Annotated in this window: 20 protein-coding genes; 9 read left to right on the top strand and 11 right to left on the bottom strand. The window is 62.3% G+C overall.

Features of this window, described 5'->3' with window-relative positions; translation table 11 throughout:
• The first annotated feature begins 277 nt into the window (after positions 1-277).
• Entirely contained in the window at positions 278-613 is a 336-nt protein-coding gene (fliE, locus tag FLM52_09375) for a flagellar hook-basal body complex protein FliE (GenBank protein ID NVN55998.1), read from the top strand.
• A gap of 203 nt (positions 614-816) precedes the next feature.
• Here the strand turns inward: fliE and FLM52_09370 are convergent, their stop codons facing one another.
• On the bottom strand, positions 817-1,908 hold the full coding sequence (locus FLM52_09370; GenBank protein NVN55997.1) for a FliC/FljB family flagellin: 1,092 nt from the start codon (positions 1,906-1,908) through the stop codon (positions 817-819).
• 423 nt (positions 1,909-2,331) lie between these two features.
• Between FLM52_09370 and FLM52_09365 the strand changes: the two genes are divergently transcribed.
• Positions 2,332-3,090 carry an RNA polymerase sigma factor FliA gene (locus tag FLM52_09365; GenBank protein NVN55996.1) on the top strand — a complete coding sequence of 253 codons (759 nt, stop codon included), beginning with the start codon at positions 2,332-2,334 and terminating at the stop codon, positions 3,088-3,090.
• A gap of 196 nt (positions 3,091-3,286) precedes the next feature.
• Here FLM52_09365 and FLM52_09360 read toward each other — a convergent pair whose 3' ends face one another.
• Positions 3,287-4,888: an MFS transporter gene (locus FLM52_09360; protein ID NVN55995.1), complete on the bottom strand. Its 1,602-nt coding sequence runs from the start codon at positions 4,886-4,888 to the stop codon at positions 3,287-3,289.
• 600 nt (positions 4,889-5,488) lie between these two features.
• Here FLM52_09360 and FLM52_09355 point away from each other — a divergent pair.
• From FLM52_09355 to FLM52_09325, 7 genes are all read left to right on the top strand, one after another.
• Positions 5,489-6,616 (top strand): DctP family TRAP transporter solute-binding subunit, encoded by a 1,128-nt coding sequence (locus tag FLM52_09355; GenBank protein NVN55994.1) that lies wholly within the window; start codon positions 5,489-5,491, stop codon positions 6,614-6,616.
• A 130-nt stretch (positions 6,617-6,746) separates the two neighbouring features.
• Positions 6,747-7,358: a TRAP transporter small permease gene (locus tag FLM52_09350; GenBank protein ID NVN55993.1), complete on the top strand. Its 612-nt coding sequence runs from the start codon at positions 6,747-6,749 to the stop codon at positions 7,356-7,358.
• The gene (locus FLM52_09345; GenBank protein ID NVN55992.1) at positions 7,348-8,643 is read left to right on the top strand and encodes a TRAP transporter large permease; all 1,296 of its coding nucleotides are present in this window, start codon (positions 7,348-7,350) and stop codon (positions 8,641-8,643) included. The genes FLM52_09350 and FLM52_09345 overlap by 11 nt, the downstream gene beginning before the upstream one ends.
• Positions 8,644-9,144: 501 nt before the next feature.
• The gene (locus FLM52_09340) at positions 9,145-9,330 is read left to right on the top strand and encodes a DUF1656 domain-containing protein (protein NVN55991.1); all 186 of its coding nucleotides are present in this window, start codon (positions 9,145-9,147) and stop codon (positions 9,328-9,330) included.
• Between the two features lie 105 nt (positions 9,331-9,435).
• On the top strand, positions 9,436-10,431 hold the full coding sequence (locus tag FLM52_09335) for an efflux RND transporter periplasmic adaptor subunit (GenBank protein ID NVN55990.1): 996 nt from the start codon (positions 9,436-9,438) through the stop codon (positions 10,429-10,431).
• 3 nt (positions 10,432-10,434) lie between these two features.
• The gene (locus FLM52_09330) at positions 10,435-12,645 is read left to right on the top strand and encodes an FUSC family protein (protein ID NVN55989.1); all 2,211 of its coding nucleotides are present in this window, start codon (positions 10,435-10,437) and stop codon (positions 12,643-12,645) included.
• Positions 12,646-12,830: 185 nt separating this feature from the next.
• Positions 12,831-13,154, top strand: a complete 324-nt coding sequence (locus FLM52_09325) for a hypothetical protein (GenBank protein ID NVN55988.1) — start codon at positions 12,831-12,833, stop codon at positions 13,152-13,154.
• 136 nt (positions 13,155-13,290) lie between these two features.
• On the opposite strand, the gene FLM52_09320 is transcribed toward FLM52_09325, so the two are convergent.
• The 9 genes from FLM52_09320 to FLM52_09280 all read right to left on the bottom strand — a co-directional run bounded on the left by FLM52_09320 (position 13,291) and on the right by FLM52_09280 (position 25,109).
• Positions 13,291-14,679: a GntP family permease gene (locus FLM52_09320; GenBank protein ID NVN55987.1), complete on the bottom strand. Its 1,389-nt coding sequence runs from the start codon at positions 14,677-14,679 to the stop codon at positions 13,291-13,293.
• A gap of 532 nt (positions 14,680-15,211) precedes the next feature.
• Positions 15,212-17,200, bottom strand: a complete 1,989-nt coding sequence (locus FLM52_09315) for a beta-galactosidase (protein NVN55986.1) — start codon at positions 17,198-17,200, stop codon at positions 15,212-15,214.
• Between the two features lie 70 nt (positions 17,201-17,270).
• Positions 17,271-19,493 carry an alpha-galactosidase gene (locus FLM52_09310; protein NVN55985.1) on the bottom strand — a complete coding sequence of 741 codons (2,223 nt, stop codon included), beginning with the start codon at positions 19,491-19,493 and terminating at the stop codon, positions 17,271-17,273.
• A gap of 59 nt (positions 19,494-19,552) precedes the next feature.
• Positions 19,553-20,479, bottom strand: coding sequence for an SMP-30/gluconolactonase/LRE family protein (locus FLM52_09305; GenBank protein ID NVN55984.1), 927 nt, complete (start codon positions 20,477-20,479; stop codon positions 19,553-19,555).
• A 43-nt stretch (positions 20,480-20,522) separates the two neighbouring features.
• Positions 20,523-21,137 (bottom strand): 2-dehydro-3-deoxy-6-phosphogalactonate aldolase, encoded by a 615-nt coding sequence (locus tag FLM52_09300; protein NVN55983.1) that lies wholly within the window; start codon positions 21,135-21,137, stop codon positions 20,523-20,525.
• 76 nt (positions 21,138-21,213) lie between these two features.
• Positions 21,214-22,233 (bottom strand): 2-dehydro-3-deoxygalactonokinase, encoded by a 1,020-nt coding sequence (locus FLM52_09295; GenBank protein NVN55982.1) that lies wholly within the window; start codon positions 22,231-22,233, stop codon positions 21,214-21,216.
• On the bottom strand, positions 22,230-23,027 hold the full coding sequence (locus FLM52_09290; GenBank protein ID NVN55981.1) for an SDR family oxidoreductase: 798 nt from the start codon (positions 23,025-23,027) through the stop codon (positions 22,230-22,232). Before FLM52_09290 ends, FLM52_09295 begins: the two co-directional genes overlap by 4 nt.
• Positions 23,028-23,123: 96 nt before the next feature.
• Positions 23,124-24,272, bottom strand: a complete 1,149-nt coding sequence (dgoD, locus tag FLM52_09285; protein ID NVN55980.1) for a galactonate dehydratase — start codon at positions 24,270-24,272, stop codon at positions 23,124-23,126.
• 111 nt (positions 24,273-24,383) lie between these two features.
• Positions 24,384-25,109: a FadR family transcriptional regulator gene (locus FLM52_09280; GenBank protein ID NVN55979.1), complete on the bottom strand. Its 726-nt coding sequence runs from the start codon at positions 25,107-25,109 to the stop codon at positions 24,384-24,386.
• Between the last annotated feature and the right edge of the window lie 116 nt (positions 25,110-25,225).

Genomic DNA, 25,225 nt, shown 5'->3' with positions numbered 1-25,225 from the left:
CCGTGGTCTGAACTCGCAGCGGGTGATTCCAGCAAGCAGGGTGAAACATGAAAACGAGGGATCAACAATGTCGCGTTTCGCAGCGCCTTCTTGCGTAGGATGGCCATTATCGAAGCTGGGCGCACATCCAATCAGACGAATAGCGTCGCAAAACAGGGGTATTAGTCACTTTCAGCCGCTCGACTGACTGGTAGTCTGGCCCCACTGAAAGCGGCAGACGAATGGCACGCGTTGAGAAAGGAGAGGCGGGATGGCGATTGAGGCAGTCGGCGCGGCGATGTCATCCGCGATGACGGGCAGTCTGCAGCAGCTCGATCAGATGGCGGCGCAGGCGGCCGGGAGCAACGCTCAGTCGGTGGGCGCAGTGTCAGACGCCAGCGGCACTGATGCACAGGGCTTTGCCGGCATGCTCAAGGATTCGCTGGCGCGCGTCAGCCAGTCACAGCAGATCGCGGCGGGGCAGGCCAAGGCCTTCGAGCTGGGCAGCCCGGATGTCAGCCTCGATCAGGTCATGGTGGCGGGTCAGAAGGCCTCACTGGAATTCGAGATGACCGTGCAGGTGCGCAACAAGTTGCTCAGCGCTTACAAGGAAATCATGAACATGGCGGTGTGATACATGTCCCATTCCAATGAAAAAGGACAGACGCGATGCGTCTGCCCTTTTTGTTTGCTGCTGCTGGACATTGCTGACGGAGATTGAAATGCAAGAGCGCTGTTGACTAAAAGGAGCGATATCAACAAGGCCACTATCCTCTGCCAGCGACAGGCCTGCCATTCTTGCTGATTGACAGGACTATTCAGCAAGCGAGCCAGAGATCAGCCCAGCAGTGACAGCACGTTCTGCGGCACCTGGTTGGCCTGGGTTAGCATGGAAGTCCCCGCCTGTTGCAGAATCTGTGCAGTGGTCATGCTGGAGACCTCTTCTGCATAGTCAGCATCTTGGATACGCGACTGGGCAGACGCCAGATTGGTTTCAATGGTCGAGAGGTTGGTGATCGTGGAATCGAATCGATTCTGCAGGGCACCGAGGGCTGAACGCTGGCTGTCGATATCATTCAGGGCATCATCAATGTCGCTAAGCGGTGACAAACCCGCATTAGAAATGTCATCGCTTGCCATAGCGGTAGTATTTGCTTTAATTGTCACTGTGTCATAGTTGGTACCAGCACCGCCAGCGGAGTCACTGTTGGCAGCTGTGGCTGTATAATATTCGCCTTCCGCGGTTTTGATATAGTAGTTGTCGTCACTATCCTTAAACACGCTTGCTCCATCAAGCTCAGTGCCACCATTGTCTGTAATTGTGACTGTCGGGTCATCTGTCACAATAGCGTTAGTACCATCATTGAAGCCATTCCCGAATGAAGCTGCTTTAGGCAAACTGGTGACATCAAGTGTATCCAAGCCTAATGATGACGAGTCGATTTTGTTGAGATCAATGTTGATTGTCTCACCATCATTCGCACCGACCTGAATGGAGATGGACTGGTCTTCGGACAGTACCTTGACGCCATTGAAATCCGTTTCCCTTGAAATGCGGTCGATTTCGATAGTGCGCTGGTTGATTTCGTCCTGGATGGATTGCAAATCTTCAGAACTGTTGGTGCCATTTTGCGCCTGAACCGTCAATTCTCGGATGCGCTGCACGTTATCGTTGACCTGATTCAAAGCGCCTTCAGCGGTCTGGGCGACAGAGATGCCGTCGTTGGCGTTACGCTGAGCCTGGGAGAGGCCGGTGATCTGGGCGTCCATGCGGTTGGCGATGGCCTGACCGGCGGCGTCGTCCTTGGCGCTGTTGATGCGCAGGCCGGAGGACAGACGTTCCATGGAGGTGTTTAGGGCGTTCTGGGACTGATTCAGGTTCTGCTGAGTCACCATGGAAAGGGTGTTGGTATTGATCACTGAAGCCATGTGTCACTTCCTGTCGTAATGGGGAGATAGATGGCGTGTCGCCAGTAACGACTCCTGTGCCGTTGCTTCAGTTATCGTCGCGGCGCGACAAAACTTTAGAAATTTTCTGCAGCCTTTCGATGTTTCTCATTCCGACTGAGTTTCTGGCTCGCCCCGCGAGATGCTCGCGACATTCTGTCGACCGGCTGGTGGGGGTTGTACGTGTCTCGTCTTCCCTCTCTGTCTCTTCACGTCTGTCTTCATTTCCGTCTCCCCGAGGCGGAGTGGCGACGTAAGGCAGGAAAGCCGTCGCTGAGGGTAGCTATTCGAGCGAATGGTTTGTGGCGGGGGCGCGACAATACGCTGGGAACAGGAGTCCCGAGGATGGGGGCACGACCCTGAGTCAAACGACCCCGAGGGATGCAAGCGAGGACCAGGACGCCGATGTATACCGCCAATGGGCGCATGGCCCAGCAGGATATCTACACCGAGTATCAGCCGCTGGTGCGCCGCATTGCGCTGCAGCTGCAGGTGCGCTTGCCAGCGAGTGTCGATCTCGAGGATCTGATTCAGGCTGGCATGTTGGGGCTTTGTGAATGCGTGGGACGCTATGAGCAGGGCCACGGCGCCAGCTTTGCCACCTATGCCAGTCAGCGCATCCGCGGCGCGATGCTCGATGAGCTGCGCTCGCGCGACTGGTTGCCGCGCAGTGTGCGCCGTGCAGGACGCGAGCTTGAGAGCGTGATCCAGCAGCTGGAGCAGAGCCTGGGCTATCCGCCCGAGGAGACCCAGATCGCCGCCGCCATGGGGCTTGAGCTGGAGGATTATCGCCGCCTGCTGCTGGACACCAACAACGGCATGGTGATGTCGCTGGACGAGATGATGGATGAGGAAGGCGGGCTGGCAGGTAGTCATGCCTCGCCTGAAGCGACGCCCTTCGTCACGCCGTTTGCCTTGCCGCATGATGCGCTGGAAGAGGCCGATACGCGGCGGGCCTTAAACGAGGCCATCGCGCGGCTGCCGGAGCGCGAGAAACTGTTGATGGCGCTCTATTATCAGGAGAAGCTCAACCTCAAGGAGATCGGCGCGGTACTCGATGTCACCGAATCGCGTGTCTCGCAGCTGCATTCCCAGGCCGTGCGTAGGCTGCAGGGTGTGCTGGCACCGCATCTGGTGGCGCGGGCGGGCAAGCGTCGTCGCTGAGCCTCTATCCTGAGTCTTTATCGTTGTGAGCCTTCTTCGTTTCCCCGAACGTTATCCTCTCGCTGTACCGTCTTGCTGTTACGCCTGCCTTGTTTCTGCTGTCTCAGTTTCCCCTATCTCAGTTTCGCCCGCTCCAACCAAGAACACCGCCCCGAGAGGCGGTGTTCTTGTTGATAGAGCATTTCATCAGACGTGATCAGTAGCTCTCGCGCTCCGGTTCCGACTTGACGCGACGTTCCTCTTCGCTGAGGTGCTGGGCCTGCTCGTCGATATGGCCATCCAGATGCCAGTCGTCTTCCATGCCGGTGACGCGGTCGTTCATCACGCCTTCCTCATTGTCGACCTGCTGAACGACGCCTTCTTCTGCTTCGGAGGCCGCTTCCTGTTGCTGGGCGGCAAGTTCTTCCTCACTCGGCTCCGGCTCAGGTTCGGCATCGAAGTCGAATTCCAGCTGACCGGTTTCCGGCTCGGTGATGGCCTCCTCGACCCAGGCGGCGCTCAGCGGACTGGTGGTGGAGGGCGCCACCACATAGTGGCCGGGGTGATCGCCTTCCTCGGCCTCCAGCTCCTGACGCGGCTTGCTGGTGACACTGGCGGCCAGAATCACGATCAGCACGTGAATGGCGGTCAGGGTATAGAGGAAGCCGACGGCCCCGAAGCGCTCCATCAGCAGACCCGCGGTGAGCGGGCCCAGAATCGCGCCGGCGCCATGCATCAGCACCAGCGTGCCGCTGGCGGAGATGATCTGGGCCGTTGTCAGCAGATTGTTGGCGGCGGCAAGGAACAGCGAGTACTGGGTCAGGATCAGCCCGCCGAGGCCTGCACCCAGCAGCACCATGGTCATCATGCTGCCGCCACTGAACGGCACGCCACCGATGGACAGCGCGATCGCCCCGAGACTGCAGCCCAGAATCACCTTCTTGGCCGACAGCTTGTCGGAGAGCTTGCCCAGCGGCCATTGCAGCAGTGCGGCCCCCAGAATGAAGGCGCCCATGAACCAGGAGACTTCCTGCACCGGCAGGCCGGCGCGGTCGGCATACACCGCGCCCATGCCGAAGACGGTGCCGTTGGCGATACCGGTGGCAAAGCCGCCCAGGGTGCCCAGCGGTGCCAGGCGCAGTAGACGCACCAGTCCCATGGCCTCCGGCTGCGCGCCTTCCGGTTGCGGTGAGGCGGACAGCAGCATCGGCACCAGCGCCAAGGACATGATCACCGATACCAGAATGAACAGCAGGTAGGTCTCCGGGTTGGCGACGTTGAGCAGCAACTGGCCGCCGCCCATGCCCAGATAGGTGATCACCATGTAGATGGCCAGTAGACGGCCACGCATCTGGTTGGTCGCCTGACTGTTGAGCCAGCTCTCCGCCACCACGTAGAGACCGGCGAAGGCGAAGCCGGTGATGAAGCGCATGGCGATCCACACCTCGGGCACCACATAGAGTGCGTGGATCAGGATGCACACTGAGGTGATGGAGGCCAGCGCCGCGAAGGTGCGCACATGACCGACCCGGCGCAGCTTGCGCGGTGCAAGCGTCGAGCCGAGCAGGAAGCCGGCGAAATACGCCGACATGATGATGCCCGTCATGGTGTTGCTGAAGCCTTCCGAGGAAGCACGAATCCCCAATAGACTGCCCTGCAGTCCGTTGGCCAGCATCAGCATCCCCATTCCCAGCAGCAGCGACCACAGAACGACCGCTGCGCCGAGACTGCTGGTCGGCTGCAGTCGTTTGCGCGAGGTGTCGAGAGGCTCGGTCTCGAAGGTGGGAGTGGGTACGGCTTCCTGCTGGGGGTGCGGCATGGAAGGGGCCTCATCGGTCGGGGTCGGGACCGTGGGAGCGGTGCCGACGAGATGTCAGGTACGACACTTGCGTGCGTGATGTTGGTCAGTCGTGGTTGGTCCTTGCGGGAACGGCGCTCAGTCTACCGGCCGAATCCGGAGTCTGCGACCCGTGGTACGCCATTGCGTGGTTGAAAGGCGACATATCGTGAAATTTGTCTCAAGGATGTAATGGGGTGGATGAATATACAGTCACTCATGAAATCATGACCCGACCCGGACTCGGGACACGCTGGCGCTGTAAAGGCACGGCATCATGCGAAGGAAAATATCGTCAAACTCCCTGCTGGCGGGGCCTGTGCGAGGGTTGGCCCTCTTGCATCGCTGGATACACTCCTTGGTGACACACGCTGATGACATCACATGGTCGAGCGTTTCGTACGCAAGAGGTCTCGGAAAATCCGTGGGGTGGATGGATATACAGTAATCGGTAATGCAGCGAGACAGCATATGAGCGTCGAAAAAGCACCGATCTGTCGCATGGTCGAATGGTCAGCGACCAAAGTAGATGCGAATCTGCCTCTGGACACACTCAACAACATCATAATCAAGAGGTTATTCATGACCCTGACCGCTGTACACGCCAACGCTGGCCCCGCCCCTCGTCATCTGCATCACTGCACTTCGGATCATTCTCCAGCCCTTTCTCAAAGCCAGACCGCGCGCCCGCGTGTCACTGTCACGAGTCGCTCTGCCTTGATGGCTGGCGTGCTTGGCCTGGCCTTGCTGTCACCGCTGATGGCGAGTGATGCCGAGGCGCGCGAGCTGTCCGTCTCCACCGTGCTGTCGGATGCCTTCCCGTGGGGGCAGGCGGCCGAGAAGTGGGCGGAGCTGGTAGAGGAGCGCTCCGGTGGCGAGCTCACTCTGCGCGTCTATCCGAACGCTCAGCTGGTGGCGGGGGACCAGACCAAGGAGTTCTCGGCCATGCGTCAGGGGCTGATCGATCTCGCGGTGGGCTCGACCATCAACTGGTCGCCCCAGGTACCGGAGCTCAATCTGTTCTCGCTGCCATTCCTGATGCCGGACCACGCCGCCATCGATGCGCTGACCCAGGGCGAGTCGGGCAAGCAGGTCTTCGCCGCCATCGAGTCCAAGGGCATCAAGCCGCTGGCGTGGGGCGAGAACGGCTTCCGTGAGGTGTCCAATTCGTCGAAATCGATAACCTCGCCGGATGACCTGAAGGGCCTGAAGATTCGTGTAGTGGGCTCGCCGCTGTTCCAGGACACCTTCACGGCGCTGGGCGCCAACCCGACCCAGATGAGCTGGGCGGATGCCAAGCCGGCACTGACCACCGGCGCGGTGGATGGGCAGGAGAACCCGCTGTCGGTGTTCGATGTCGCACGCATCGACCAGGTCGGTCAGACCCACCTGACCCTCTGGCACTACATGGCGGACCCGCTGATCTTTGCCGCCAACCAGCGCGTGTGGAAGTCGCTCAGTGAACAGGAGCGCACGCTGCTGACCGAGACCGCCAGGGAAGCGGGTGCCTGGGAGATCGCCATGAGTCGTGAAGGCAATGCCCAGCGGCTGGCGGACATCGAGGCGCGCGGCGTGAATGTCGTCAAGCTCGATGAGGATGCGATGCAGACCTTCCGTGACGCCACCCAGTCGGTCTACGAAAGCTGGACACCGAAGATCGGTGAGGCGCTGGTCGAGACGGCACGTGCCGAGGTCAAGGCCTCGCGCTGAGTCTGCCAGGGCCATCATCGCCGCTGCTCACTGAGCAGATGACATCGGGAATAATGCGGTCTGTGCGCGTTATTGAGTGAAGAACCACGCCGGGGCCTGACAGCCTCGGCGTTCGTGTGGATCGCGCGTCATGTCGCAAAAGTCGCAACAATCGGCTCAAAAACCGTCTCAACAAACCTCACATCAAACTGGCACCAGCGCAGCGCCTGCCCCCGTGGACAGGCCACCGCCACGTGTGCGGCCGGAGTCCTGGCTGGCGGCGTTGGCGCTGGGACTTATCGGTATCATCAGTCTGGCCAATGTGGTGGTGCGCTATGCCACCGATGCCTCCTTTGCCTTTACCGAGGAATTCTCGGTCTTCCTGCTGGTATTGCTGACGCTGGCGGGCGCCTCGGTGGCGATTCGCCGTCAGGCACATATTCGTATCGCATTGCTGGAAGACGTGCTGCCGTTGTCGCTGTGGCGACTGGTCGTGATCGTGCAGACTCTGGCGGTGCTGGTCGTGCTGGGGCTGGTGGTGTGGTTCGGGGGAACCTTCGCGCTGGAGGAGTATCAGTGGGACTCGCTGTCACCGGGGCTGGGTCTGCCCAACTGGTGGTACGTGATCTGGCTGCCGATATTGGCGCTGGCGATGGCCTGGCGTCAGTTGCAGCAGTGTGTCGAGCGTCTTGTGCAAGGGCCTGGGCAGGGACCCGGTCAGAATGCATCGCCGGAGCACAAGGAGTCAGATCATGAGTCCTGATCTCTGGTTGCTTGCAAGCTTCGCCGCGCTGTTGATACTCGGCGTGCCGGTGGCCTTCGCGCTGGGGCTCTCGGGGGCGGTGGGTATCGTCGCGGGGCTGCCGGTCAGCATGCTGGCCACCCTCGGCACCAATACCTACAACAGCATCGCCAAGTATCCGCTGATCGCCATTCCGCTGTTCATCCTGACCGGGCTGGTGTTCGAGCGTGCCGGAGTGGCGGCGCGGCTGGTGCGCTTCGCCCAGGCGTTGATCGGCCCGCGTCACGGGGGGCTCGCACTGGTGGCGGTGCTGGTATGCCTGATCATGGGCGGCATGAGTGGTTCCGGCCCGGCGGATGCTGCCGCGGTGGCGATGGTGATGATTCCCAGCATGACACGGGCAGGCTATCCCAAGGCGTTCTCGGCGACGCTGATTGCGGCCTCGGCCTCCACGGCGATCCTGATCCCGCCGTCCATCGCATTGATCCTCTATTCCATCGTGGTCCCGGGGGTGGATCTGCGTGCGCTGTTTGCTGCGGGCCTGATTCCGGGCTTGCTGGTGGGTGTGGCCTTGCTGCTGCCGGCCTGGTTCCTCTCGCGTCGCTATCGCTGGGAAGACCCGACTCAGGTCGAGCGTATCGCGCTGGGTCCGGCGTTCCGCGCAGCGATCCCGGCCCTGCTGGCACCGGTGATCATCCTTGGCGGACTGCGCTCAGGCCTCTTCACGCCCACGGAAGCGGCGGTAGTAGCTGCCGCCTACGGGCTGTGTGTCGGGCTCTTCATCACCCGTGAGCTCAAGCTCTCTCAGGTGTGGGAACTGCTCAGGGAGGCGGCCGTCATCTCCGGTGTGGTAATGCTCATCATCGCGCTGGCGGGCATATTCGCCTGGGCGGGTACCATGTTGGGCACCTTCCGCCATCTCGCTGAATGGCTGATCACGCTGTCGGATAGCGGAACGACGCTGCTGATTCTGGTGATGGTGGCAGTGCTGATCGCCGGGATGCTGCTGGATGCGGTCTCCATCTACCTGATCCTGATGCCGGTGCTGATTCCGGTGATGCAGCACTTCGGCTGGCATCCGGTGTGGTTCGGTATCCTGCTGGCGATGAACATCGCGATCGGGCAGTTCACCCCGCCAGTCGCGGTCAACCTGATGGTGACCAGTAGCGTAGCCGGAGTAAGACTCGAGAAGACGGTCGGGTGGGCGATGGTCTTCGTGGTAGCGATGCTGGCGGCGTTGGCGGTGGTGATGCTGTTCCCTGAGCTCGCCTTGTGGCTGCCACGCGTGCTCGGCTACGCGGTGTAGTAGACCCTCACGATCATCAACTGATGTCTTCACTGTGCGAAATGAAACGGCTTGCCTTATGGGTAAGCCGTTTTGCGTTTCAGGCCACCTTGGCCGCTGCTACCACCTGAATACCTGGTGTCCAGGCTGATTGTCCCGGTTAGCGCTCAGCCAAATGGAGAGCGGATTCTGGTCGCGCGCTGTGCAAGGAATGGGGTGATTCTTCTCACGCAACGGTGCACGGCGGTGAAAAATGTTAGCCTGCATATATTCTCAGCGATGATGCTGCCCTCAAGATTCGCGTAGTGGAACAGTTCACCCGCAGGCCTTGAATGAACGCCAGGCAGCCACCATCGTTGAACGCTGATTGCACGCATGGCAGTCGCTATACAGCTATCGCTTGAAGAAAGCCCCCTCTCGCATACGCAAGCCAGCTCTCGCATAACGCAAGTCAAGGACATCTCGATGAAGGAAATCGCCGCAGGCAATGATGTTGGGTCTGGCTTCAATGCGCTGCATGAAATGGTGGTCGGGGAATTCCTGATCAGCCCGATGTTGGTTTATGCCCTGGTCGCCTTGCTGGCGGCGGGGCTCATTCGTACGTTGCTGCATCGTCTGCTGGCCAATCACGAACTCTGGTTCGAGGCCTGGTTCGATATCTCGCTGTTTGTCATCTGTCTGGCGGCGGTGGTAGCCCTCGTGACGTGACGTACGTCATTGCCCCAGCGTCTCGCCATTCGTCATCTCGATTTCCCCGCGAACCCTTTCGTGCCACCCATTTTCCCCAGCCCCTCTATTCCCCAAGGAAACCGCATGCGCAACCTGCGACACAAAGCCGTCAAATGGATCATTACTCTATGTCTGGTGGCGGCTGCAGCCTGGTGTGCCGTGTGGCTGTGGAATACCTACATGTACAGTCCCTGGACGCGTGACGCCCGGGTGCGTGCCGAGGTGATCACGCTGAGCTCGGATGTCTCCGGCTGGGTGCGTGAGCTGAATGTGGCGGATACCACGCGGGTCAAGGAAGGGGACGTCATCCTTCAGGTCGATCGTGCGCGCTACGAGGCCGCGCTCGCCAAGGCCAAGGCCAGTCTGGCCAGTGCCAAGGCGACCCTGAGCCTGAAGGAGCATGAGGCCAATCGTCGTGGTCGCTTGACCAATCGTGCCATCAGTGAGGAAGAACGCGACAGTGCGCGCCTGGAAGCCGAGGTTGCCCGCGCTGATGTGCAACAGGCCGAAGCCGCGGTGCAATCCGCGCAGCTGGATCTCGATCGTACGCGTTTGGTGGCACCCGCCGACGGCAGTATCCTCAACATGCATCTCAGTCAGGGCAATTACGTCACGGCAGGCACGTCGGTGATGGCACTGATCAAGGATGACTCCTTCTACCTGAGCGCCTACTTCCAGGAGACCAAGCTGCAGCATGTGCGTCCGGGCGATCCGGTCCAGATCACGCTGATGAGCGGCAATGAAGACTTCAAGGGGCGAGTCGTGGGGATCGGTCAGGGCATCGCCGATGACAATACCGCGACCAATGCCCAGCAACTGCCCCAGGTCAGTGCCACCTTCAGTTGGGTGCGTCTGGCGCAGCGCATTCCGGTGCGGGTGGAATTCGATGATATCGAGGCGGTGCGTGCCTCAGGTGTCAATCTTGCCGCCGGCATGACGGCGAGTGTCAGGCTGATCACTGCTGAGGATGGCAATGATGAGGCGACGCAGGCCAAGGCAGAGTCTGTCGAAGCAACGTCTGTCGAGGCGGAATCGGTCGAGACAGCTCAGGCCGTCCAAGACGAAGACGGGAAGCACTGATCCATGTCTCCCGCTCTGGCTGCCTTCCTCAGGCCTTCGCCGTTCGCGCTCAAGTTTGCCACCAAGGGTGTGCTGGCGATGGCGCTGGCCCTCTACGCTGCCTTCTTCTTTGATCTCGATCGACCCTATTGGGCGCTGATCTCGGCGGCGTTTCTGCAGACACGTCCGATGTCGGGCATGGTGGTCGAGAAGGGCATCTGTCAGGTTACGGGAACCTTCGTCGGTACCTGTGTGGCCGTGGTGATCATGGGCTGCTTTGCCCAGGTGCCCGAACTGGCGCTGGGTTCGGTCACGCTATGGATCGGGCTATGCATCTATGGCGCCTCGCTGACACACAATAATCTGTCCTATGGCTGTGTGATGGCGGCGGTGGCCTGCATGATCATCGTGGTGCTGACGTCCTCGGCGCCGGATGACTTCTTCTCGGTGGCACTGGCACGTCTCAGTGAGCTGAGTCTTGGCGCGTTGTGTGCCGTCGTCGTGAGTGCGCTGGTCTGGCCGATTCGCGTGCGTGATCATCTCGGCAAGCTGTCGGATACGGCGGTGAACGCCACCTTTCGCTATATGGCGCTGGCCTTCTCGATGCCGTTAGAGGGAGGCAAGACTACTGGACGGCAAAAGGATCAGCATCAGGAACGCATGGCGATGCTCGAGCAGATGATGACCGGGCTGGATGCGCTCAACAATCTCGAGATCGATGCCCATTCAGCGCGTTATGAAGGCCCCCAGGGCAAGGGGCGCATACGTGGTGTACACCTGCTGACGCGGCGAAGCATGCGTCTCTACGCGACCCTCAAGGCCCTGCACCAGCTGCGTCATCCCGAGTTCTTCGTGCCATCACAGCGCGATGACGGTAAGCCGATCGCACCGACGGGTGAGCTGACCCAGACCCGGAGACAGGAAGCCGAACGCTTCAGCCAGCCGACACAGGACCTGATGCAACGCCTGGGTGCGGCCTTTCAGAGCATGGCAGACAACCAGGGCACGGCTCAGGCCCGCAAGACACTCAGGGAGCTGCGCGGCGAATGTCTACGGCTGTCACGCGGTCAGCGAAGCATTACCGCGCTGGAGGCTCGGCTGCTGTTCAGTCTGCGTGAGGTACTGGGGCATGCGCTGGTCATCCTGCAGGCACGTGAGGTCATCAATCATCCCGGCCGACATCAGCTGCGTCAGCCGAGCATGAGTTGGCACCGAGATCATGGTCGCGCCGCCATCGATGCGCTGCGTGCGATGACCATCTTCAGTGCCACGGCGATTTTCTGGCTTGCGACGGCATGGGACAACGGTGCGGTGGCCATGCTGCTGGGCACGCTGTTCTCGGGAATCTTCGTCAGTCGCGGTGATCCGGCACCGATCATTCCGATGGTGCTCAAGGGCTTGCTGCTGGCGGTCCCGAGCGTACTGCTGTTCGGCAATGTCATGCTCAGTCACGCCCAGCATTTCGTGTCCTTCGTGATCATCTTCAGTATTCCCCTGTTCCTCGGCCTGCTGGGGGCCGTTGTGCCGGCGCTGGCGGGGATCGCCTTGCCCTTCGTGGTATTCAATATTCTGCTGGTGATGCCGGACAACGGTATGACCTTCGATGTCGCCTATACCCTCAATCGGAGTCTGGCAGCCGGGATCGGTCTGATCGTGACCATCATTGGATTCCGCCTGATCCCTGTGCCGGGAGCCGGTTGGGACAAGCGCCAGCTGATTCGCGCCACGGCGAGTGATATTCGTGAGCTGGCGGAGCGCTCTACCGAACGCCTGGACAGCTGGTTCGGCGGCCGTATGGGCGACAGGCTGTTGCGCCTGGCCCGGCATGAGCAGACTCGCAGTCGTGAACAGGAAGCGCGCCGCAGTGGCGAAACGGCAAACGGCCAGCCCGATGCTGCACAGGAGCAAGTGCTCGGCATGCCGCTACTGACGCTGGGCCTGACAGGGATGGATATCGGACGCGGCATAGGCTTCGTGCGGCGCGAATTGGGCAACGATGTGCCGCGCCCGGTACAGCACGCCTTGCGCGAATTGATCCATGCGCTGGCGGATGACTATCAGCGCTGTGCCCGAGGGGAGAGCCCAACCAGAATGCGCGCGGCCGGCGATCGATTATGCGAAGTGATCGAGCAACATCGCACCATGAGTCGGCACAAGCAGGCGCTGCTGGCGGGCTGGCTGACGCGAGTTCAGCTAACCTTGCAAAGTGATGCATTGCGTCAGCGGCAACAGTGATATCGGCTGCTATCCGGAAGTGACTTGCCAGGATATTGAGTTGATAACCGGTTGAAGGATGTCGTTTGCAGGTTTTATTAAAATATCTGCATAAACCAGCCGGAAGCACATCCTGTGCGCTATGATTAAATGGCAAAGCTCAATAATGAGCAAAAACGATGAGCGCCTTGATGCAGGAGAGAGCCATGGCTTTCATGAACGATATCAGCAAGAGTGGGCGCAATGTTCCCGAGCGTTTTCGGCGCGTGACCTTCACGACGCAATATCTGCATGAGTTGAATCTCTATGTATTGCCGGCAAGTGAGGTATTGTTGCGCATCTCCCAGGCGGGCGAGGACCTGATGCTGCTGCAGTTCGACGAAGAGTTTCATGCCGAATTCATTGCCTCGCGTATCGTCGAGTGGGTCGCCGAGAATCCCGGCGCCGACCGCGATGACTTGACGCTGTGGATCAAGACGCGGGCACGTCATGAGACGCTGGACCCGAAGCGGGCTCACCACGTTTATTGAGATGTCGGCGCGTCGCTGGCCAGCGTGATTGCTCAACAAGAAGGCCACCCGTTCGGGTGGCCTTCTTGTCATTGGCCTGGCCTCACTTTGCTCCACTCATGTTCGAAAACTTCCCACAGTTGTGGAGCTTTAGGGCTCAGAAGCTTCCGACCAGGCTGCCCAGGGTCACGACGGCAATCAGGGCCAGCATCGGGAAGGCGACCGTCATCATGAACATCTGGCCGTAGGATTGGCGGTGAGTCAGCTTGCAGATCGCCAGCAGGGTGATGACCGCGCCGGAGTGCGGCAAGGTGTCCATGCTACCCGCCGCCAGCGCTGCCACGCGGTGCATCAGCTCCAGGTCGATGCCGGCATTGACGGCCATCTCGCGGTAGGTCTCGCCCAGAGTCGAAAGCGCAATGCTCATGCCGCCGGATGACGAGCCGGTGATGCCGGCCAGCACGTTGACTGCCACCGCTTCCGAGATCAGCGGGTTGGCCGGATACAGGCCGAGCACTCCCTCCTTGACCATCGCGAAACCGGCCAGGCTGGCGATCACCGCGCCATATCCCACCTCTGAGGCGGTATTGAAGACAGGCAGCATGGCGCCGAAGCAGCCATTGTTGACGGTGGTCTTCAGGTCGGCCCACTGCTTCCAGCGTGAAATGACCAGCCAGGTGGAGGCGAAGGCCAGCGCGATCAGGATCGACCACATGCCGGTGGCGCCCGCCGGGTCAAGCTCCGGGAAGGCCTCGCTCAGGTAGGAGAAATCGATGCGCGGGAAGACGAAATAGGTCAGCAAGGCATTCAGGCCGATGACCATCACCAGCGGAATCAGCGCCGTGATCATGCCCATCCGTGCGGCGGGCGCCGGGGATTCCTCAAGCGCTTCGTCCTTGTGGACCCCGTAGCCTTCCCCCTGTGCCTGAGCCTTGCTGGCACGTCCCTTCAGCCACCAGGTACCCAGCCCCAGCATGATCAGGCCTGCGATGATGCCCAGGCCTGGCGCCGCGAAGCTGTTGGTCTGGAAGTAGGGGATCGGGATGGCGTTCTGGATGGCCGGCGTGCCGGGGAGTGCCGTCATGGTGAAGGTGAAGGAGCCGAGTGCGATGGCCGCGGGCAACAATCGCTTGGGCGTGCCGGTGCGCTGGAAGAGCTGGGCGCCAATCGGATAGACGGCGAAGGCGACCACGAACAGCGAGACGCCCCCATAGGTGAGTAGTGCACAGGCCAGGACCACAGTCAGGATCACATGGCGTGTCCCCAGGCGTTTGACCAGACCTTCGGAGATCGCATGCGCGGCCCCGGAATCGGCCATCAGCTGGCCGAACAGGGCGCCGAGGATGAACAGCGGGAAGAACTTGGCCAGATAGCCGCCCAGCTGGCTCATGAAGGTCACGGTGTAGCTGGGCAGCAGGGCGGCTGCATCTCCTGACAGGACGACGGCGAGGGCGGCCATCAGAGGGGCGAGCAAGAGGACGGTGATACCGCGGTAGGCCAGGAACATCAGCAGCCCGAGCGATATCAGAATGGCAAGAATACTCATGGGGGGGTATCTCGTAGTTTGCATTATCGTAGTCGTGGGTCGTCTGCCATTGACGACGGTTGTCCTGTCTACAGGTGCGTGGCCTGTTGTTTTTGCTATTTATTGGCTTATATACAGAGACATCCAGCACACTAGAGATTGTCTGACATGAGAACAATGCGCCTTAAGTGGCAGCGCTGTGCGGTCAGTGAGCACTCAAGGGTAAACTCCATCTAGCCTTGCGCTGCGAATGAAAGGCCATTTTACATAAAACAATATACCGTTATCGTTGGCCTGCTTTATGTCGTCAATGTGGCAGCCTTAGTCGGCCGGTAAGCAGGGGGGGGCAGCACGCTGTTGTAATCACTCATGAAGCCTGGGCAGGTGACATGCGGACTCAGAATAGCTGTCCAGCATAGTTGTACAAAAAAGCGGCGCCCGAAGGCGCCGCGGCAAGTGATCGAACGGTCTGCCGGTCGCGAAATCCGAGAGATGTCCTGCTTTCAAGCAAAGTCGATTTTCGCGTTGAATGAGTGGGCAGTAGTCGCCTCACTCAGGGGCGCTGTTCGTCACTGAACCAGATACAGACATCAGCGGGTGCCAGCGCCCGGTTACCGGCCAGCAGCCCGCTGTCATTGACGAGGCCTTCCGGCAGCCAGCGCGGCTCGGGGGCATAGTTGAAGGCGAAGCAGAGCGGCCCGCGACGCCGCAGACGCACGCCGTCGGGCAGCGCATGGGTGGTGATGCCGCAGGCCTGACACTCCGCCTGCAGCATCGCCACCAGGCTGTCTTCACTCAACCATGCGGTCAGATAGCTGACACCGCGCTGATGCAGGATGGCGGGTTCGCCATCCTCGAAGCGCGTTACCACCTGTGCGCGGGTGCGCTGATGATCGAGCAGATCGCGCCAGCGCAGGGCATGACCGCGTGCGCCGTTGCTCAGGGTGACGGCGGGCTCAGCGCCTGGCCGCAGGCCGTCGACTCGATCGACCGTGATGCCCGTCAGCTCGCTGAGTGCGCCGGGTGCCAGCTGCGTGGGTATCTGAAACTCCGGCGTACGCGAGCCGGAGCGTGCGCCGATCATCACGCGACTGCCTGAATCGCGCGCAGTGCTCAGACGTGCCGCCAGTGCCTCATCGGCGATCACCTGACAGGGCAGCACGACCAGCGGATAGCCACTGAGCGCATCGCTCGGTGAGACGATATCGACATCAAGCCCGAGTCGCCGCAGTGCGCTGTACCAGCTTAGGTACAGCTCAAGCGGGTTGAAGTTCTCGGAGTGGGGCTGGATCTGACAGGCCCAGATGGAGGCGTAATCGAACATCAGGGCGACAGGCGCCTGCTGGGCAGCCGTCGAGTCGTGTTCTGCCAGTACTTGAAGCTCATCGCGCACCTGCAAAAGTTCCGGCCAGGCCGAGGCGGGCGAACCATCCGGGCGTAGCAGACCAGCATGCATCTGCTCTTGGGCGAAGGGTGCCTGACGCCAGCGGAAATAGGAGACGACTTCGGCACCATGCGCGAAGGCTTCGTGGCTCCATAGTCGTACCATGCCGGGCAAGGGCGCGGCGTTGCTGATCGCCCAGTTGACCGGGCCGGGCTGCTGCTCCATCACCCACCAGCGGCCCTTGCACATGGCGCGGTAGAGGTCGTGATGAAAGCCGGCAAAGTCCGGGTGACCTTGCTGACGATAATGGGCCTTGGTGGCATCGTCATGGGCGCCACGTTCCAGAAAGCCCAATGGGTAGCTGTCCCAGCTGGCGATATCCAGATCACGGGCGACATCGAAGTGATCGAATTCGGTGAACAGGCCCATGAAGTTGTGCACGATATCGCCGCTGACGCCCGCGGCACGCAGGGTGTCGACCTGCAGGCGGTTGTATTGGACCACCATGTCGGAGCAGAAGCGTCGATAATCGAGCACGATGGCCGGATGCGGTTCGGTCACGGTGCCGACGGGCGCCTCGACCTGGGAAAACTCGCTGACCTCCATGCTCCAGAACACCGTGCCCCAGGCCTCATTGAGGGCCTCGACCGAGCCATAACGCGCCTCGAGCCATTCTGGGAAGCGGGCGCGGGCGGCCGCGGAGTAGCTGAGGATGGTGTCATGACAGCCGTACTCGTTGTCGGTCTGCCAGGCGATGATCGCGGGATGGTTTGCGTAGCGCTCGCCCATCAGGCGCACGATGCGCTCACTCAAGGTACGAAACGTCGGCGAAGAAAAGCAGTAATGACGACGCGAGCCATAGCCACGCGTGTCGCCATTCTCATCGACGGCCAGAATTTCCGGGTGGGCGTCCACCAGCCACTTGGGCGGTGTCGCCGTGGGCGTGCCCATCACGATCTTGAGACCGGCCGCCGCCAGAACCTCGACAGCCTCATCCAGCCACTCGAAGCGCAGGTCACCCGCGCTGGGTTCCAGGCGACTCCAGGCGAATTCGCCGATACGCACGACACGAATGCCGGCTTCCATCATGTCGCGAGCATCCTGCGGCCAGCGATCACGTGGCCAGTGTTCCGGGTAGTAACAGACACCGAGCTGCATGGGGGTCATCCTTGATGCTGAAAATGGGGAGCAAGCGCGGCGCAGGCCATCACGGCCGGCGCCGCACGGGTCATGCCGTAACCGCGTGAAGGTGAATCAGGATTGCCTGGTCGGGGTCCAGCACCGGCAGGGCAAGGCCTTCACGCATGAGGTACTCACCGGAGACGACGACCGGCTCGCCGGCCTGTTGTCGGCTGATCCAGGCGGGCAGCTGCTTCATGCGTCGCTCCGGGTGCTCCGGCAGTTCCAGCAGCTCGAGCCGGTAGGACGTGTTGGCTTGCAGGCCGGTCAGCGGCTGGGCGGCGGGTACGGCGTGACGAGGCATGGCCAGCTGGCTGATGCTGAAAAGGGCCTGCTGGCCATCCTGACTGACCACACCGTGGGCATGCTGATTGTCATCCAGGCAATCCAGGCGCCAGCTGACACCGTTGTGCAGCAGGCCACGCAGCGCCTTGTAACGCGCTATCCAGCCGCGCAGTTCACTTCGCTCCGCCTGATCGAGCTGGCTGACATCCAGCTCCAGCCCCAGATGACCGAACAGCGCCGTGGAGGCACGGAAGGCAAGCGTCGTGCGGCGCGAGGTGGTATGGGCGTGCTGCGGCCCGATATGCGCGCCCAGAAGCTCCGGCGGCAGTACGCGACTGGCCCCGCGCTGGATATGCGTGCGCTCGTGGGGGTCGTTGCAGTCAGACGTCCAGACGCGATGGGTGTGCCGCAGAATGCCGTGATCGGTGCGCGCGCCACCCGAGGCGCAGCTCTCGATCTCGACGCCGGGATGCGCCTTTCGCAGGCGGGCCAGCAGTGAGTAGAGCGCGCTGACCTGAGCATGGGCGGCAGGCTTGCCACGTCCTTCCTCCGCCTGGCCGCCCGCATGGGTCAGGTCGCGATTCATGTCCCATTTCAGATACTTGATCGGGTATTCGCTGAGCAGCGCATCGAGGCGCGCAAACAGGTAGTCACAGACCTCGCGGCGGGTCAGGTCCAGCACGCATTGATAGCGTCCCAGTGGCTGCTCACGCCCCTCCAGCCCGAGAATCCAGTCCGGATGGCTGCGGAAGAGTTCACTGTCCGGATTGACCATCTCGGGCTCGACCCACAGGCCAAATTCCATGCCGTGCGCCTGTACGGACTCGATCAGCGGCCCTAGCCCCTGCGGGTACTTGCCGGCATCCAGATACCAGTCGCCAAGGGCGGCGCGCTCGCCATCCCGGCCGACGAACCAGCCATCATCGAGCACGAAACGCTCGGCACCCACCTCACCGGCAGCAACGACCAACTCCTCTAGACGCGCCGCGTCGTGATCGAAGTAGAGTGCTTCCCAGGTGTTGACGTGTACCGGGCGCGGCTTGTCAGCCACCGGCCAGTCAAGGCGCGCGCGCAGGGTGCGATGCATACGCTGACTGGCGCCATTGATGCCAGTATCCGACCAGGCCATCACCACTTCCGGGGTGGTCACGCTGTCGCCGGCGGCCAGCATCTGCTCGCCGGGCAGTAGCAGGGCGCCCATCTGCAATTGGGTGCTGCCATCGAACTGACGCTCGATCAGGGCGCGATGGTTGCCGCTCCACGCCAGATGCGCGGTGATGACTTCGCCACGCTGCTCGCTGAAGCCTGGTGTGCCGGTGATCAGTGTCGGCACACGTTGATGCGAGCTGCGGCCGCGACGGTTCTCGAGCGTGAAGGTGCCTTCGCTGAGACGATGACGCGTCTCGGTGAATTCCTGCACCCAGCGGCCACCGAAGCTCAGGCATTCCTCGAAGCGGACCGGCAACGGCAGGCAGGTGGCTGCCAGCCATTCGAGCCGGTAGGGCGCTGAAGACTGATTGGTCAGGGTCGTCTGCTGACGCAATACGCCCTCGTGGGTGACGGTCAGCGCGAGCAGCACTTCCAGCTCGCTCAGGCTGTCGCGAAGCGTCAGGCGGGCGTGAGCGCCGGAGGCATCCGTCGAGCAGGCCACATCCGAAAGGCGCATCGCCGTCAGCCAGTCGCGGCCTTCGCGATCACCGATCAGCGCCGGATAGCCGGCAAAGCCGAGTCCGGCATCATTGAACAGGGTGTTGGGCGGCAGCTGATCCAGGCTGGCCTGGGGCGTGGCAGCAGCGCTCATCAGGCGGTGCTGAGCCGGATTGATGGGCGCGATGCGCCCGAAATGGGCCAGCTTGAGCAGGCCATCGGCGAGATCCAGCTGCAGCTGGATGCCATCGGCACTCAGGTTCAACCACTGCTGATCGCTTGACCAGGTCGCGTCAGGCGCAGCCGAAGGTCGGGAGGATGGGGCGTCTGCGGTCATCATGAGAGGTCCAGAAATAAAGAAAGATCAGAGAGGGAATGGCGGTGTCAGCCTAGTCCCTGTCAGCCCAGCACCAGCGGTGGCTCTGCCAGTCCCTTGAAACCGTGCGCTGACAGGTCCAACGCGAAGAGGTCACCATCACCCGCCGCCTGATCCGGCGTGGCCATGCCTTCATGCGCCGTGGTGACATACAGCGTGCTCAGCCCCTCGCCACCGAACAGCGGGCACGAAGGCTGGCTGACCGGCAGCGCCACATGGGCAATTTCCTTGCCGTCGTGGTCCAGCCTTGCCACGCGGCCGGCCCCCCACAGCGCAATCCACATATGACCATCGGCGTCGATCACGGCGCCGTCCGGGCCACCGCCGGCATCCCGCAGGTCGGCCCAGACCTCAGGGGCGTTGTATTCACCTGCCGAGGTGAGTGGCCAGCCATCGGCGTCCAGCTGCCAGCGCATCACCTGGCCGGTGACGGTGTCGGTGAAATAGGCGAAGCGGCCATCGGGTGAGAAGCATAGGGCATTGGGAATGGTCAGCCCCTTGAGCACTCGGTGCAGCTCTCCGCGATGCAGCCGATAGAGGCTGCCGGCACCGCTTTCGGCGTTGCAGCCCATGCTCGAGAGCCACAGACTGCCGTGACGATCGACCCGTGCATCATTGCTGCGCGTGGCCGGCGCTGCGTCCGCCTCGAAGGGCATGAGATCCTCCACGGCGCCAGTCTCGGGGGTGAAGCGCGAGAGCATCCCCTCTGCGACCAGCAGGTAATCGCCGTCTTGGGTAACGGCTGCATAGGAGGTGCGGCGCGCAAGTTGAGTGATGATGTGATCACTACCGTCAGCGGCCGCGTGATGCAGCTCGCCAGCGAGGATATTAAGCCAGCGCACCCGCGCGGGCAGGGCCTTGGTTGCGGGCGTCCAGCCCGGTCCTTCGCCCAGCTCGCAGCCACTGGCGACGAGGCGCTTGGCAGTGCCGAGGGAGGGTGATGCCGTCATCTACTGCTCCTTTTTTTGGTAGCCATTCTCGCCTGGCGCCACTTCAGTCCGCTGCCTGCCACGCCGCGACCAGCGTGCGAGCGCGTTCACCGACTTCGGCCGCGCTCAGGCCAGGCGTGTAGATGGCCGTGCCGAGGCCAGCGCCGTGGACACCCGCGGCGCGCCATTCGGCGAAGTTGTCACTGCCGATGCCACCGACGGCGTAAAGCTTGGTGTCCTTGGGCAGCACAGCCAGCATCGCTTTCATGTTAACGATGCCGACCTGAGTCGCCGGAAACAGCTTGAGGCCCGAGGCACCGGCAGCGAGTGCGGCGAAGGCTTCCGTCGGCGTGACGATGCCGGGCAGCGAGACCATCTCCAGCCGGCGGCTTTCGCGGATGACGTCGACATCGGCATTGGGCGAGACGATCAGACGGCCGCCCGCGGCGTGGACGTCGCGCACCTGCTGCGGGGTCAGCACGGTGCCGGCACCGATCAGGATCTCGCCGCCATGCGCCCGATCGCAGTGCTCGACCAGCGCGACGATGCTCTCCAGCGGTTGAGGAGAGTTGAGCGGGACTTCGATGCGGGTGATGCCGGCAGCGATGATCTCGTCGGCGATGGCGATGATGTCTTGCGGTGTCACACCGCGGAGTATGGCGACCAGAGGCAGGCTCATGGCGATCTCCAGAAAAGGGGCTGTTCTAAATGGGGAATGACGTGACTCACTGACGAGCGATGTCTGCAACGCTGAATCAATGGCTCACAGAGGCGCGTTCCGATGACGAGGCCTGCGCGGCTGATCGTGCACGCTGAATGCGTCCGAGCCCCGCCAGAATCATGTCGGCGTTGGCTGCAGTGGTGACCTGATAGCCCAGATGTTCCAGCGCGACCTGATAGCGCTGACACAGCACGGCGTCGCCGATCAGAGTGATGGTGGCGTGATCCGAAAGCTCCGCAGTGGCGCCCGCCAGCTCAAGCCCCAGCACCAGGCCTGACAGGCGTGCGCCAAGCAGCGCCTTGCGAGCGTCACCCTCAGGCAGACCCGTATCAAGCAGATCGCGGGCACGAATACCGAACAGCTGCGCGGTGGTGCGTACAGGGGCGGCAAGCGCCGTGTCGATGCCCGCCAGATAGGCATCACGCTGGGCGTCGTCGCTGAGATCTCCCGAGGAGACGGAGTGCTTGAGCACCGAATCCTGACTGAGCAACTTGAAGAGCTCGCCGCTCATGAAGGTGCTGAAGCCGGTGATGGCGCCACTGGCGAGATGTGCCCACTTGGCGTGGGTGCCGGGCAGACACACCGCACCGCTGTAGTCGGGTTGGGCGGCGACCAGGCCCGCCAGCTGGGTCTCCTCGCCACGCATGACGTCAAAGGCAGGCTGCTGCTGACAGAGGCCAGGCACGATGGCGACGGCAAGGCGGCTGTCGCGGGTCGCGACATGGGTCAGCTGCTCGGAGAGTGCCCCCAGCACATCACGGGAAGGCGTCTTGTCCGTGGGCAACGGCAGGTAAGCCGCCTCCTGCCAGCCCTGACGCGCGCCGGCCATGCCACAGATCAGTACCGGCATGGGAGAGGTCATATCGTCGGGCAGCCAGTCATTGATCAGTACGCGCAGCACATCCTCGACCTCATCCGCCGCCAGTCCCAGCATGCCGCGGGCACTGCTGGCCTGGGCGATGACTGCATCATCGCCATTGACGGCCCAGGCGCGCAGATTGCTGGACCCCCAGTCGACGGCGATCCAGGCCGGCGTGACGCTGAGGGCGCTCACACTCGGCCTCCGTCTACCACCATCGGCTGGCCGGTCATCATGCGCGAGGCGCTGGAGGCCAGGAACAGGCACGGATTGATCATGTCCTCGACCGGAATGGCCTCTTTGAGACACTGCTGATCAATGCACTCGTTCAAGTCCTTGTCGTTGACCCACAGCTCGCGCTGACGCTCCGTCATCACCCAGCCCGGAATCAGGCAGTTGACGCGAATGGCGTCCGGCCCCAGCTCGCGCGCCAGCGCCTTGGTCATGCCCATGATGCCGGCCTTAGCGGTCACGTAGGTCGGGTAGCCGCCCAGCCCCAGCATGTAGCTGTTGGAGGACAGATTGATGATGGCGCCGCCACCCAGTGCGCGCATGTCGGGGGCGACGGCCTGGGCGGTGAAGAATTGCGGGCGCAGGTTGGTGGCGATGGATTCATCCCACTGTTCCACCGTCCACTCATCCAGCGTATGACGGGTGTCACGCGCGGCGTTGTTGACCAGCACGTTGATCAGCCCGTGGGCTTCACGCGCCTGAGCGACGGCGGCCTGCAGCGCCTCGATATCCTGGATGTTGCAGGGGATGAACAGCGGACGATTGGCGTAGCGAGCTTCCATGGCGTCACAGAATTCGCTGGCATCGGACAGGCCGACGAAGGCGACCTTGGCGCCCTGGGCGAGGAAGCCTTCGGTCAGCGCGGCGCCGATGCCGGAGCCACCGCCGGTGATGAAGACGCTGGCACCTTCGAGGTCCGGGTAGCGAAAGTCGGCGAAGGCGGGGCGTTCAGGCGTGGATGATGCGGTACGGGTCATGTGGAATCCTTCCTGCAGCGTGACAGGCCTTCGGCGGAAGGCCTGTCTTGGCATGGCATCTGTGTTGTCAATGTGTGCGTTGCGGCTTGCTCGGCATTACCACTCGGCGACAGAACCGTCTTCGTGGGTCCAGAGCGGATTGCGCCAGCGGTGACCGACCTTGGCGCGTTCCTCGACAAAGGCTTCGTCGATCTCGACGCCCAGCCCCGGGCCTTGTGGAATGGCGCAGAAGCCGTCCTTGATCGCCAGTGCCTCCTTGTCGACCAGGTAATCCAGTACGTCGTTGTCCTTGTTGTAGTGGATTCCCATGCTCTGCTCCTGGATGAAGGCGTTGTGACACACCGCGTCCAGTTGCAGCGAGGCCGCCAGCGTCAGCGGGCCGAGCGGGCAGTGCGGGGCCAGCGCCACATCGTGGGCCGAGGCCAGGGTGGCGATCTTCAGGCCTTCGCTGATGCCGCCACAGTGGGAGAGATCCGGCTGGATGATGTCGACCATGCCGTCGGCCAGCAGATCGCGGAACTGGAAGCGGGTGTGCAGGCGCTCGCCGGTGGCGATGGGCGTCGCGATGCCTTCGGCGATGTGCTTGAGCGACGGCAGGTGCTCAGGCGCGACCGGCTCCTCGATGAACATCGGGTGGAACTGCTCCAGCTCACGCAACAGCGCCTTGGCCATCGGGCGATGCACGCGGCCATGGAAGTCGATGCCGATGCCGACATCCGGACCGACCGCATCACGAGCCTCGGCGACACGTGCCACGGCGTCATCGATCTTCTTGTGCGAATCGACGATCTGCATCTCCGGCGTGCCGTTCATCTTGAAGGCGGTGAAGCCCTGATCGACCAGTGCCCTGGCGCCTGCGCCGACATCTGACGGGCGGTCGCCGCCGGTCCAGGCGTACATGCGCATCTTGTCGCGCACCGGGCCGCCGAGAAGCTGGTGCACGGGCACTCCCAGATCACGACCCTTCAGGTCCCACAGCGCCTGATCGATACCGGCGATGGCAGACATCAGGATCGGGCCGCCACGGTAGAAGCCTGCGCGGTACATCACGTTCCACAGATGCTCGATATTGCGCGGGTCCTGACCCACCAGATAATCGGACAGCTCGTGCACGGCGGCCTCCACCGTCGCGGCGCGGCCCTCGATGACCGGTTCGCCCCAGCCATAACAGCCTTCGTCGGTCTCGATCTTGAGGAACAGCCAGCGCGGCGGAACTTGCCAGGTCTTGAGTCGGGTGATTTTCACGGTTGCGTCCTTGTTGAGAATGGGCGTTGGAACGAAGATCAGCGCCAGGCGAAGCGGGTCGTGGTATCGGCCGTCATCGGCTGACGCCCGATCGGTATCAGAAGCTCAGGATCAGAAGCGGCGGTCCCCCAGATGCGGGTGGTCCGGCGAGAAGCCGAGGTCGCGCGCTGCGGTTTCCAGTACCCGCTCGGCGCAGGTCCGCGCCATCTCGGGCTGGCGCAGGCGAATGGCCTCCATCACCGCGCGGTGACGATCGAGGCTGGCGCGATGATGGCTGTGATCATGCTGCTGCGCGGACTGCTGGGTACTGTGGATCAGTTGGCTGATGGAAGGGCGCAGCAAACTGCCAAGCTGTGTCCACACCAGATTGTGCGTGGCGTGGTAGATGGCCTCGTGGAAGGCGACATCGTGCTCGGCATGCGCCTCGCGTGAGCTGTCATTGGCGGTATTGACCATGCCTTCGAAGGCGCGCTCCAGGCGTGCGAGATCCTGGGCATTGGCCTTCATCGCGGCCAGCGCACTGACGTAGGGCTCGACGGAGAGGCGGAAGGCGTAGATCTCGCGCATCAGGTCCGGGTTGATACCGTCGAGGCCACTGACCCAATGGCTCATCAGCGGGTCCAGCAGCTGCCATTCGCTCATCTCGCGCACGATGGTGCCACGCCCGGCGGTGCGCTCCAGAAGCCCGGCGCTCACCAGCTGGGCCAGGGCGTTGCGAACACGGTTACGACTGGCGTCGAAGCGCTGGCAGAGGTCAAGTTCACGCGGAAAGCTATCACCGGGGCCGAAGCTGCCCGCGAGGATTTCCCGCGCCATGCAGGTGGCGATAGCCTCCATGCTGCGCGGGGTCGCGTCGTCAGCCGAGGCGCTGTCAGTGGCGAGCGAGGCTGCCGCCAGAGAGTCGGTCATTGAGGTGCCTGTCGTGAAGAGAGGGTCAGGAGAGTCACTGCATC

It is taken from the genome of bacterium Scap17 (genome assembly GCA_013376735.1).
GTDB lineage: Bacteria > Pseudomonadota > Gammaproteobacteria > Pseudomonadales > Halomonadaceae > Cobetia.
The sequence above is the reverse complement of the archived record's forward strand: the minus strand, read 5'-3'. Positions and strand labels throughout refer to the sequence as shown.